Here is a 13,000-nt window from a genome sequence, read left to right on the forward strand (position 1 = left end):
GGCCGCCGATCATCCCCGGCGGCCGAGCATCGCCTCCATCTCGTCGACCCCGAGCCGGTGTCCGCAGGCCCGGTAGATGCCGAGGGCGTTCCGGGCATGCCGCCGGGCGGCCTCGGCATCGCCGACGGTCGTCGCCACCGACGCCAGCGCGGCCCGGGCATGCGCCTCGAACGCCCGGTAGCCGCCCGCCCGGGCCTGGTCGAGCGCCTGCCCGGCGCAGTCGCGGGCCCGGGCCGGGTCGGTCGCGGCGATCCCCAGCAGGGCGCTGAGCTCCGCGTGCCGGGTGCCGGTGGCGCGGGCCGACCGGAGCGCCTCCTCGAACAACGCGATCGCCGACGCGGTCTCGCCGCGCCTCTGGTGCACGCCGGCGAGCACGTTGAGGACGTTCGCGGCGATCTGGTGTTCGCCGGCCTCCCGGGCCAGGTCGACGGCCGCCCGCGCCAGCCGGAACGCCTCGTCGAGGTGCCCGGCGTCGCGTTCCACCGCCGCCAGCACGGCCCGGGTCTCCGCCTCCGCGCCGCGATCGCCGACCTCCTCGTGGATGGTCAGCGCCTCGACCAGGTGGTCACGGGCGAGGTCGAGATGGCCGAGGGCGTGCTGGCATTCGCCGAGGTTGGCCAGGTCGATGCCTTCGTTGCCGCGCTCGCCGAGGGCCCGGTTCAGCGCGAGCGCCTGGGCCTGGTGGTCGGCCGCCTCGGCGAACCGGCCGAGCGACCAGTAGACCAGGCCGAGGTTCCCGAGCCGGACCGCCTGCGCGCCGAGCCGGCCTTCCGCGCGGGCGAGCTGCAACGCCCGGCGGTAATGCTCGGCTGCGGTCGGCAGGTCGCCGAGCCAGAAGTGCGCCGTGCCGAGGTTGCCCAGCGCCACCGCCTGCCCGCGCGACCAGCCGCCCCGCTCGGCCAGCGCGACCGCCTCGGTGTAATGGGCGATCGCCTCCGGGAAGTGGCCCTGGCAGCGGACCAGGTCGGCCATGCTCAGGTGGGCCGCGGCCTGCCCGGGGAGGTCGCCGGCCGCGGACGCGGCGGCGAGTCCGGCGGTGGCGACCAGCTCCCAGTCCACGGTGAACATCCGCAGCCACAGGAAACCGCGCAGTCCGTCGGCGAGCACCCAGGCCTTGTCGTGCGGGCCGTTCGCGGCCGCGAACAGGGTGGCGGCCACCAGGTTGGCGCGCTCGGCGTCCAGCCAGGCCGCCGCTCGAGCGGGGGTGTCGAAGGTGGTCGCCGGCGCCGGCCGGGGCAACCGCAGCTTGGCGGGGTAGAGCGTCTGGGCGGCCGCATCACAGCCGGCGACGTACCAGTCGTACAGGCGGGCGGTTGCGGCCCGGTCGGCCACGTCGGCCTGTTCCCGGGCGTACAGCCGCAAAAGATCGTGCAGCGCGTAGCGCTCCGGTCCGGCCGCCTGGATCAGGTTGGCCCTGGTCAGGCGGTCGAGCGCCGCCTCGACCGGCAGTTCGCCGCCGAGCGCGGCGGCGGCGTCCCGGCTGACGTTCGGCCCGGGCACCAGACCGAGGCGGCGGAAGAGCATCCGCTCGTCCGGGTCGAGGGCGAGATAGGACCGGTCGAAGGCGGCCCGGACCGCGTTGTGCCGGTCACCGCCGACCTCCAGCGCGTTCAGCCGGTCGTCCGCCGACAGGGCGACGACCTCGTCGGCGACCCGGCGATCGGGCTGACAGGCCAGGTTGGCGGCGGCGATCCGGAGGGCGAGCGGCAGGTATCCGCACAGCCGGGCCAGCTCGGCGATCTGCTCCGGCTCGGCGGCGGCCCGGTCCGGGCCCAGGACCCGGCCGAGCAGGATCGTCGCGTCACCGTGCGCCAGCGGGTCCAGGGTGATCGGCCAGGCGCCGTCCCGGGCGACCAGGCCACCGAGCCGGTCACGGCTGGTCACCAGCACCAGACAGCCCGATCCGCCGGGCAGCAGCGGCCGCACCTGGTCGGCGCTGTCCGCGTTGTCCAGCACGATCAGCACCCGCCGCCCCGCCACCACCGACCGGTAACGAGCGGTCGCCCGCTGCTCGTCGGCCGGGATCTGGTCGGTGGGCGTGCCGAACGCCTGCAGGAAGCCGGCCAGGGCGTCGATCGGCCGCTGGCCCTGGAGGTTGACGTAGAGCTGACCGTCCGGGAACTGGTCGCGGACGCGGTGTCCCCAGTGCACGGCGAGGGCCGTCTTGCCGATCCCGGCGGTGCCGGAGATGAGGCCGACGACGGCGGTCTCCGCGGTGCCGGCCACCAATTTGCCGAGGACGCTCAGGTGCTCGTCGCGGCCGGTGAAGGCGGTCACCGCGGGTGGCAGCTGCGCCGGTTTCGGCCCCTCGTCCGCGGCCCGGCGGTACGGCGCCAGCGCGTCCCCGCCGTCCAGGATCGTCTTCTGGAGTGCACGCAGACTCGGGCCCGGCTCGACGCCGAGGTGGTCGATCAGGGTCGTCCGCAGTCGCTGGAACGTCGCCAGGGCGTCGGCCTGGCGGTCGGCCCCGTACTGCGCCAGCATCAGCATCGCCCAGAAGCGCTCGCGCAGCGGGTGCGCCCGGACGTGTCCGTCCAGCTCGGTGATGAGCTCCGGGAAGCGGCCCAGCCGCAGGCCGGCCTCGACCCGCTGTTCCAGCACGGCCAGCCGCTGCTCCTCGAGGTGGGCGGCGTCGGCCCGGGCGGCCTCGCCCTCCACGCCGTCCAGCGCCGGCCCCCGCCACAACGCCAGGGCCTCGCCGAGAATCTCGGCCGCCCGGTCCGGCGGCGCCCCGGTCGCGCTCGCCACCAGCGCCTCGAACCGGTCCAGGTCCAGCTCGCCGGGCGCGACCTCGAACACGTACCCGGGCGGGCGGGTCACCAGCCGCTCCCGCCCCGGATCGGCCGCCCGGCAGATCCGGCGCAACTGGGCGACGCAGCCCTGCAACAGGTTGCGCGCGGCCGGCGGCGGGCGGTCTCCCCACAGATAGGTGATGAGTCGCTCGACCGACACCACTCGGTTGGCGTTGACCAGCAGCGCGGTCAGCAACGCTCGCTGCTGTGGGCCACCGGCCGAAATCGGGCGTTCGTCCTGCCACAGCTCCGGCGGCCCGAGGATACCGAATCGCATGCCGCAGGTCCCCGTCCTGGCGTTTGCGCGAACGCTACCAACGCGGGCCATACATCTTCACGAATACGACGGCCAACCGACACGAGCCCGGTCAGCGGCGCTCCGTGTCGCCGCGACCGACCAGGCCGAGGGCCGCCGTCGCCGCCGCGGTCGCCAGGATCCAGCCGGCCACCTGCAGGATGTCGGCGACGACCTGCAGGCCCTCGTTGCGGTAGTACCACGACGACTTCTGGCCGAGGTCCACCACCGGCACGAGCAGGTCCAGGGAGTACAGGCCCGGGTTGAAGCGGCCGCAATAGCCGGGCTGGTCGGCGACCGGGTCGGCGTCCGGGCGCACCACGCATTCGTGGGTGTAACCGGACTCGACCACCGCGACCGGCTCCGGCCGCGCGGCGGGGGCCAGGAAGCCGAACACCAGGAAGCCGGCCAGCCACAGGCCGAGCAGCCAGTACAGCGCCAGCTGCAACCGGTATCCGTAACCGACGGTGATGCGGTAGAGGAAGCCGGCCACGACCAGTGACCAGCGGCGGATGCGCGACGAGCCCGGTTGTGGGGCCGTGCGCTGGGTCCACTCGCGGCGGCGCATCTCATACAGGATGCGGCGGGCGACCGAGTCGGCTCCGGTGGCCCGGTAGATGGCCGCCAGCTGCAGGTACGGCTGGGCGAGTTGCCCGGTTGGCAGGGCCACGTCGGTGCGCAGGGTGGACGGTGGGGGCAGGATCTTGGTCGACTCGAAGCGGCGGATCTGGGTGTGCCAGTCGGCGGTGCCGGGGCGGGCGTCCAGGTCGATGTGCACCTGGTATTCGAGGCCGTGCAGGTCCAGGTGGGTGGCCCGCCACAGGTGGCCGTTGTCAGTGAAGGAGATGGCCACGGCTCGGGACATGTCGACGTTGCCGCGCAGCGGCTGGCCGGGCGCCACCACCAGGTCGGGGGTCTGCAGGCCGGCCAGGTCGAGCACGAGCAGGCCCGGGTCGGGCGGCGGCTCGGTGGAGCGGCGCCGGCGGCGGCGCTGTTGCGGCGGCGGGCCCGGGTTGCGGGCGTCCTCGATCGCCTCGGGCGAGGCATCACGGCGGGCCTGTTCGGCGACGGCGCCGGCGGTTTCCACGGCGCGGCGGGCGGCGGCCCCGGCGGCCCCGGCGGCCCCGGCGGCCCCGGCGGCCCCGGCGGCCCCGGAAGAAAAGGCGGCTCCGGAAGACGCGGCGGGTTCGATGGTGGCGGCTTGTAGCGCGGACTCGGCGGCCTCGGCCCAGGCCGCGGCGATCTCCAGGGCCCGGGCGCGGGTGGCGGCGACGTCGGCGGGCGCGTCGGCCGAGACGTACACGGCCAGGGCGCCGAGCACGATGTCCTTGAGACCGACCGATCGGCGCACCACGGCTCGCCGGAGACGGACCATGCCTTCGGCCCGTGCGCCGTCGAACCAGGCGTCGCCGCCGATCTGCGCGGCGCCGCCGTCGACCGAGGGGTCGGGGCGGCCGCCGGTGCGCAGGGTTTCCACGGCGGCCGGGTTCCAGCGCAGGTAGCAGCGGGTCAGGTCGGCGTCACCGGTGATCCGGGAGTCGGCGAAGCGGACGCCGCCGATCGCGTCGAGCTCGGCGAGGTAGAGATCGGAGCAGCTCATCGCGGAGGCGTCCAGCGCGACGCCCTCGTCGGTGGTGATCCGGGCCTGGATGAACTGCACCGAGCGGGAGATCCGCGCGCCGCGCAGCGCCACCACGCCGTGGGCCCGGAACGGGCGGCCGGCCGGGTTGCCGCGGACGGTGCCGGTGATCTCGGCGCCGATCAGGTTGAGCAGCGGGTCGTGGCCGCGTGAGCCGGGGCGGTAGATGTGCTGGTCGGTGCGGCAGGGCTCGCTGAGTTCGGCGCCGGAGACGTAGACCGAGCCGGCCGTGACGTCGGCCAGCCGCAACGAGCCCTGGGCGGTGACCTCGCCGCAGTCGATGGTGCCGCCGACCGTGGCGCGGTGCAGGTTGAGCGCGTTGCCGCCGGGGGTGTGCACCCGGGCCCGTTGCAGGCGCACGTTGTGCTGGATGCGGGCGTCCTGCAGGCAGATCTCGCCGGTGACGGTCGCGTCGGTGGCGCTGACGTGGCCGCGGACCACCGTGCCGTTGGCGACCACCGCGTACGCCTCGCCGGTGCGCCCGAGTGTCGATCGGTCGAAGCGCAGGTCGCCGCCGATCTCCGCGCCGGACAGGCGCACGCTGCCGCGGGCGGTGAACCCGGCGTCGAGCTCCACGTTGCCGCGCACCTCGGCCCGGTCGAGCACGACCACGGCGGCCGGGTCGAACTCGGCGTCGCCGCTCGAGCCGGTTGCCCGGCGGTCCTCGCGGCCGGGCTCCACCGCTTCGAGCCGGGCGGCGCTCAGGTCGACCATGCCGCCGATCACCACGCCCGGGAGGTAGAGCCGGCCGGTGACGTCGAGCAGGTGGTCGGTGGTGCGGTCGGAGCCGACCTCGCGCGCGTTGACCTCGGCGTGCACGATCGAGCGGCGGGCCCGCTCGTGCCGCCGGTCGGCGCTGAGCGACCCGCCGACGCGCAGCTCGGGGCCGTTGAGCGCGGTGCCGGGCACCGGGCCGTCCGCCCCGGGCGCGGTCAGCCGGGAGCTGTCCAGCTCCAGGTCGCCGCCGATCCGCGAGTTGGCCAGGTCGAACGTGCCCTGGCAGTCGATCCGGGGCGCGCTGAGCATGCCGCCGATGGTGAGCCGCCGCATCCGCACCGGGGTGCCCGACGGCACAACGGAGATGGCGTCGGTGCGGTTGTCCGGGCCGAAGGTCGATCCGTCGAGGTGCATCGAGCCGCCGACCCGGGCGTCGGTGAAGTCGATGCCCGACCGGAACGACGACTCCTTGAGCCAGACCTCGAGGGTGATGACGGCGTTGGCGGCGTCGACCCAGGCCGCGGTGGTGCGGTCGAGCTGGAGGCCGGGCAGCGAGGCCTCGAGCAGGTTGAGCCCGCCCTGCACCTCGCACTCGATGAGGGTGAGCTGCACGCCCAGGGTCGAGCCGCGCAGGTCGAGGTCGCCGTCGACGGTGACGCCCTGCAGGTGGAGCTGGCCGGTCGGATGATCTTCCGGCCCGGGTGGGTGCAGCAGGGCCCGCCGCAGTGTCGCGGCGTCGACCACCCGGGGCCCGTCGATGACGCTCCCGTTGCGGCTGGCCGCAACGAGGTCCCGGAATAGCCGGTCCTCCCCCGCCGTCATGCGGGCCAATGTAACGGATCACAGCCAACCGCTGACATTACGTGGCGGCCGATTTGGCGAAACGTCTGATGCCGTACGGGCAAAAAGCGAAGAATCGTCGCGTGAGCGCGCATCGGCTCACGCCCGCCCGTTTCGTGACTTTTGCGGTCGCCGCGGTGATGGCCGTGACGCTAGTCCTGTGGCCGGTGGCGGCGCCCGCCGCGGCCGGCACCATGACGACCACCGCGCTCGGCGCACGCGTGTACATCGGCCTGCTCGGCGGTGCGCTCCCGATCGACCTGACGCTGCCGACCCCCCGGCAGAGCTGGACGACCGGCGGCAGCACGGCCACCCTGGGCACGGCCGTGGTCGACCTGCTCCCCCCGCTGATCCCGAACCTGGTCTACGTCGGGGCGATCACCGCCACCGCCGCCCCGACGGCCGGCGGCGGCAATGCCGAGGCCAAGGTCGCCGGCCTCAAGCTGCTCAACAGCGCGGTCGCCGTCGACGCGCTCACCGCCACCTGCCAGATGACGTCGACCGGGATCACCAGCAACGTCGACGTGGCCAACCTCAAAATCGGCGGCCAGAGCATCCTCAACCCGGCCCTCAACCTCGCGGTCGGCATCCCCGGCCTGCTCACGGCGGCCGTCAACAAACGCGTCGCCACCTGGGATCCGGTCACCGGGCGCCTCGACCTGACCGTCCGGGCCCTCGACATCGACCTGCTCAGCGGCCTGGCGGTGGTGGCCAGCGGCTCGGTGGTGGCGGCCGAGGCGACCTGCTCCGGCATCCTCAAGCTGGGCGCCGCCACCACGACGCCGGCTTCAGTCGCCCCCGGCCAGTCCGGCACGCCCGTCGTCACGGTGACGAACACCGGCGACATCGCGGCGCCCGGCACCACCATCAAAATTCCGCGCCCGCCCTCGGCGTACACCCTCGATCCGGCGCCGAGCGTGACTGGCGGCGGCACCTGCAGCACGACGGACCCCGTCTTCGTGATCTGCTCCGGCGTGACCGTGCCGGGCGGCGGAAGCGTCCAGGTCTCGCTGCCGGTGAAGCTCCCGGCCACCGCCGGCGCCACCCCGAACTGGGTCGCTGCGGCCGGCGAGATCGGCGTGACCAGCACGCCGATCTCCGGCACCGCCGCGAGCACGACCATCTCCGGCTCCGGCACCCTGGTCAACGCGCAGCCGCGGACCAGCACGGGCGGCACGATCACGATCAACCCCACGATGGTGTACGCCGGGAAAAGCGCGACAACCAACGTGACCGTCAGCAACCAGGGGCCGTCGGACGCGTCCGCCACGGTGACCATCCCGCTCGGCGCCAAACCGGCCGACCTCACCGTCGAGGCGTCGGCCGGGGGCACGCCGTGCACGGTCGGCGCCACCGACATCGTCTGCACCGGCGTGACCGTGCCGGCCGGCGGCTCGGCCCCGGTGGCCGTGAAGACGACCGCCCCGATCACCGCGACCGTGGGCGCCACCTGGGATCTGACCGGCGTCACCGCGAACCTCAACGGCACCGTCGTGTCCGGCAGCGGCCGGCTCGTCACGATCGGCGACCCGGACGTCTATCTGAAGACCGTCACCCTCGACCCGGCCACCGCCACGCCCGGCGGCGCCCCGGTGACGCCGGCGATCCGCGTCGCCAACACCGGCGTCACCGCGGCGAACCCGACCACGATCACGATCCCGGCCGCGCCGGCCGGTTACACCGTCGGCGCGGTGACCACCTCCGGCGGCGGCACCTGCACGGCGTTGCTGTGCACCGGGGTGTCGGTGCCGGCGAACGGGTCGGTGACGGTGTCCGTGCCGGTCACCCTCGCCGCCGGGGTCACCGCGAACTGGACCGGCCAGGCCACCGCGACCTCGGGCGCCTCGACCGGATCGGCGACCGGCACGCTGGTCACCGCCGCGCCGTCGTACGCGCTGCGTCTCTCCGCGACCGGGCCGTCGGCCGGCACGGTGCTGCCCGGCCAGTCCACGACCATGGCGATCGATGTCGACAATCTGGGTCCGTCGAACGCCGTGCAGGCGAAGTTCGACGTCGTCGCGCCGGCCCACTCGACCTGGGGGTCACTCACCGGCAACCCGTGCTCGACCCTCTCCGCGACCACCGCGCGCTGCACCGTGGATCTGACGGCCGGTGGACCCGCCGCACCCCTGTCGTTTCCGCTGTTGATCTCGCCGTTGGCCGATCCGGCCGTCCCGCTCGCCGGCGGCTGCGCCGACCTGAACTTCGACACCACGTGCGAGACGCCGCTGCCCGCGATCGCCCTGCGCACCCCGCTCGGCACCCTGCTCAGCACGGTCGCCAGCCCGGCGACGATCACGCCCGGCCAGTCCGGCACCGCGAAGCTCACGCTGACCTCGCTCGCCGCCCGCAGCGGCGTGCAGGCCACGATCCCGAAGACCGCGCTGCCCGCCGGATTCACCGTCAGCGCCGCCTCGGTTCCCGGCGGCACCTGCACCAACACCGCCGCCGCGGTGACCTGCTCCGGCTTCGCCCTGGCCGCGGCCACGCCGAAGGACGTCTCGCTGCAGATCGCCGTCGCCTCGAACGTCACCCCGCCGCGCGTCTGGACCGTCCCGGACCTGGCCGTCACCGCGAGTGGCGAGAGCGTGGCCGCCACCGGGACGCTCGCGTCTGCCGGCCCGGTGTCGACCGGCCTCGGCGCGACGGCCGACGTGCCGGCGGACCGCACGATCGAGCCCGGCGGTGTCATCGATCTGGGCCTCGACCTGCGCAACACCGGCCCGTCCGACGCGCCCGGCGCGACCTTCACGGTGGCCGCGCCGATCGGCACCAGCTTCGGCCCGGTCGCGGCCCCGTGCACGGCCACCGCGGCCCTGCTCACCTGCACGACGTCGCTGGCCGCGGGCGCCTCGACCGGCCGCTTCACCGTTCCGCTTCAGGTGCTCGCGAACGCCGACCCGGACGTGCCGATCCCCGCCACCTGCGTCGACCTGGACGGCACGCCCGGCTGCGGAGCCGGCGACGTCGTCGTTCCGGCGGTCGCTCTCAAGGTGCCCGTTCGCGGCCCGGGCTGCCATCTCGGTCACCGCCCCCGACGTCACGCCGGGCGGCACCGCCGTCGCCCACGTACGGGTCGCCGCCCTGCGTAACGCCCTGACCGGGCTGAGCATCACGGTCCCGCTCGGCGCCCTGCCCGGCGCGCTGACCGTCACCGGCGTCACCGGGCCGGCCGGCGCCACCTGCGGCATCACCGGCGGCAACGCCGTCTGCTCCGGGTTCACGCTCGCCGGTGGCGGCACCGCCGACGCCGCCCTGACCGTCGCCGCCCCGCCCGCCGCCACCGGCACCGCGACCTGGGCGGTGACCGGGATCCGCGCGGCCTCCGGAGGCGAGTCGCTCGCCGTCGACCGGGACCTGGCCCGCCTTGGCACACCGCACTCGACACTGACCGCCACCGCGGTCTCGCCCGCTTCCGAGATCCTGCCGGGCGGGCCGGGCACCGTGACGATCACCGTCGACAACACCGGGCCGTCCGATGCGGACGACGCGGTGGTCAGCGCGGTCGCCCCGATCGGCGCCTCCTTCGGCCCGGCGCCTGCCGGCTGCACCAACACCGACGCCACCCACGTCACCTGCACGCTCGACCTGACCGTCGCGGCCGCACCGGTGACCTACCCGATGCCGGTGGTCGTCGACCCGACGGCCGCGCCCGGCTCCAGCCTGACCGGCGGATGCGTCCAGATCGCCGCGGTCTGCGCCACCGCGATTCCGACGATCCACGTCGGCACGCCGCTGCGGCGCCGCCTCACCGTCGCCCTCGACCCGGCCACCGTCGTGCCCGGCACCACCGGCACGGCCGGGATCGACCTCGCGTCGACGACCGCCGAACACGACCTGACCGTCACGGTCCCGACCGCGTTGCCGGCCGGCCTGTCGATCACCAGCGCCACCGTCCCGGGCGGCGCCTGCACCACCGCCGTCCCGATCGTCTGCACCCACGTCGACCTGCCCACCACCGGCATCACGCTGGGGCTCACCGCGCTGCCGTCCGCTCCGGCGGCCACCTGGGTCGTCGCCGTCGACGTCGCGGACGGTGCCGACACCGCCGCCGACACCGGCGCCCTGGCCGTCGTGGACACGCCGCACAGCACCCTCACCGTGGTCTCCGCGACCGGTCCCGCCGACGGCGTCACCCCGGCCGGCGGCACCGCCGCCGTCGGCGTGGTGGTCCGCAACGACGGCCCGTCCGACGCGACCGCCCGCACCGTGACCGCGACCGCCCCGGCCGGGACGACCTTCCTCCCCAGCGCCTGCTCGGCGACGCCGGCCATCGTCGTCAGCTGCCCGGTCACCCTCGCCCTCGGCGCCTCCACCACGCTGAGCCTGCCGGTGCAGATCCCGGCGAGCGCCGACCCGCTGATCACCCTCACCGGCGGCTGCGTCACCGCCGCCGGAACACCCGGGTGTACGCCGATCCCCGACATCAAGCTCGAAGTGCCGCTCGACCGGCGCGCCACGATCACCGCCACCCCGGCGTCGATCACCCCCGGCACCACCGAGGACGTGGTCGTCACCGTCGCCGGTTCGGCTCTGACCGGAGTCACGCTCGCCGTTCCGCTGCCGCCGGCCGGGTTCACGCTCGGCGCGGTGACCGCCTCCGCCGGCGGCACGTGCCAGACCACCGCCATCGCGGTGGAGTGCGCCTGGGCCAGCACCTCTCTCGGTCGCATCACGCTACCGATCTCCGTGCCGGCCGGTGCCACACCCGGTGCCGCCTGGGCGGCGACCGCCATCCGGGCCGCCGACAGCACCGGCGACCTGCTCGTCAACCGGACACTCGCGACCGTCGACGCGGCCGTCACCGCCCTCGGCGCGGTCGTCGCCGCGCCCGCGCCGATCCTGCCCGGCGGCACCGGGACCGTGACGTTCACGCTGTCCAACCCTGGGCCGTCCGATGCCATCGCTGCCCCGGTCGGGGTGATCCTGCCGGTCGGCGCCACCTTCGGCACCCGGCCGGGCGGCTGTTCCACCGGCGCCACCGGCCGGACCTCCTGTCCGGTCACGGTGCCGGCCGGGGCGACCGCGGCGGCCGGGCCGAGCCTGCCGATCGACGTCGACGCGACGGCCGACCCCACCGCCCCGCTGACCGGCGGCTGCATCGATCTCGACGACAACGGGGCCTGTGGGGCCGGGGACGTCGCCCTCGCCGTACCCCTGGAAATGCCTTTTGATCGTCGCGTCAGCGTGCAGACCGCGCCGGTGACCGCCACCGGCGACGCCACCATCGTGATCACCCCGGTGCCGTCCGTCGACGACATGCGGGTGGTGATTCCGCTCGGCGGGCTGCCGGCCGGCATCTCGGCGCTCCCCGGACCCGGCTGCACCGCCGACGCCACCGCCATCACCTGCGATGACGTGGACGGGGCGGCGGTGCGCGCGGTGCCGGTCACGATCGCCCCGAACGCCACCGCCGGCGCCGTCTGGGCGCCTCTCATCACGGTGAGCGGGATGGGCGGGGCGAGCATCGCGGTCAGCGGCGTCCTTGCCCGGGTGGGCGCACCCGCGTACGCCATCGGGGTGGTCGTGCCCGTCCCCGCGGCCGGTGTCGCGCTCCGCGGCGACACCGTCGACCTGGTCGCGACCGTTGCCAACTCCGGCGGCGCGGTGCCCGGCCTCGACGTGCCGGTGGCGGTGCGCGCGCCCGCCGGCACCACGTTCGGCACGCTCGACGCCGCCACCGACGCCGATTGCGACCGGACCTCGGCCACCACCCTCGCCTGCACGGTCGGGGTCGGCGGCACCGGACCGATCGCCACCTGGAAGCTGCCGGTCGTCATCCCGGCCGCGCCCGCCTCGGCGACCGTCACCGGCGGATGCTTCGACCTTGACGGCGACGCTGCCTGCGAAACGCCGATCAGCGACTTCGTCCTCGGCGACGCGCTCGCCGGCGTGATCACGTCGGTTGTCCACGGTGCGGTGGTGACGCCGGGCGGCACCGGCCAGGCCACGCTGACGCTGCACACCACCGATGCTCGCGATCGGACGACCGTCACCCTCGACACAAGCGGTCTGCCGACCGGGGTGACGGTCACCGCGGCCGACCTCGGCGGCGCGCCCTGCACGCTCGGCGTCTCGGCCATCACTTGCGGTTTTTCTGCCGGCGCCCTTGCCTTGACCGTGGCTGCCGCGGCCGACGCGACCGAGGGGGACACCTGGACGCCGGCGATCACCGTCGACCGTCTCGGTGACACTGTGCGGCTCACCCCGCTGCTTGCCACGGTCGGCGCTCCGAGCACCGCCCTCCTGGTCAGCGTGGGCCAGCCCGCTGACGACACCTTGTTGCCCGGGTCCTTCGTCGACATTCCGGTCACGTTGCGCAACACCGGCATCTCGCTGTTCCGCGCCGCGCCGATGGCGATCACCGCGCCACCCGGCACCGCGATCACCGGCACCACCTGCGCCCGCGACTCGGCCGTCAAGGTCACCTGCGTCGCCGACGTGGCCGCCGCCGGGAGCGTGTCGTTCACCGTCCGGCTGACCGTCGGCGCGACAGCCACGCCGGGGGCGCGGATCTCCGGCGGATGCGTCGATCCCGGTAACACCGGCTCGTGCGCCGAGACGATCGCGTTCACCCTGGCCACGGTCCTCGCCCAGCAGGCGGTGCTGAGCCTGGATCCGGCCTTGGTCGTGCCCGGGGACGCGGCCACGGCGTACGTCGATGTGCTTGCCGACCGTCCGCTGACCGGTCTGGCCGTCAGTGTCCCGCTCGATGCT

4 protein-coding genes are annotated in these 13,000 nt (G+C 74.8%); 1 reads left to right on the forward strand and 3 read right to left on the reverse strand.

What is annotated here, in order from left to right; all coding sequences use genetic code 11:
• Positions 1-9: 9 nt before the first annotated feature.
• Both AB0E90_RS05945 and AB0E90_RS05950 read right to left on the reverse strand, forming a co-directional pair.
• Positions 10-3,069: a BTAD domain-containing putative transcriptional regulator gene (locus AB0E90_RS05945; RefSeq protein ID WP_360399916.1), complete on the reverse strand. Its 3,060-nt coding sequence runs from the start codon at positions 3,067-3,069 to the stop codon at positions 10-12.
• A 91-nt stretch (positions 3,070-3,160) separates the two neighbouring features.
• Positions 3,161-6,265 (reverse strand): hypothetical protein, encoded by a 3,105-nt coding sequence (locus tag AB0E90_RS05950; protein WP_360399919.1) that lies wholly within the window; start codon positions 6,263-6,265, stop codon positions 3,161-3,163.
• Positions 6,266-6,366: 101 nt separating this feature from the next.
• On the opposite strand from AB0E90_RS05950, the gene AB0E90_RS05955 reads away from it, so the two are divergent.
• Positions 6,367-9,375: a choice-of-anchor P family protein gene (locus AB0E90_RS05955; RefSeq protein ID WP_360399922.1), complete on the forward strand. Its 3,009-nt coding sequence runs from the start codon at positions 6,367-6,369 to the stop codon at positions 9,373-9,375.
• Positions 9,376-9,897: 522 nt separating this feature from the next.
• On the opposite strand, the gene AB0E90_RS05960 is transcribed toward AB0E90_RS05955, so the two are convergent.
• Positions 9,898-12,858, reverse strand: a complete 2,961-nt coding sequence (locus tag AB0E90_RS05960; protein ID WP_360399925.1) for a hypothetical protein — start codon at positions 12,856-12,858, stop codon at positions 9,898-9,900.
• Between the last annotated feature and the right edge of the window lie 142 nt (positions 12,859-13,000).

The sequence above is a fragment of the Actinoplanes sp. NPDC026619 genome (assembly GCF_040638295.1).
Taxonomy (GTDB): Bacteria; Actinomycetota; Actinomycetes; order Mycobacteriales; family Micromonosporaceae; genus Actinoplanes.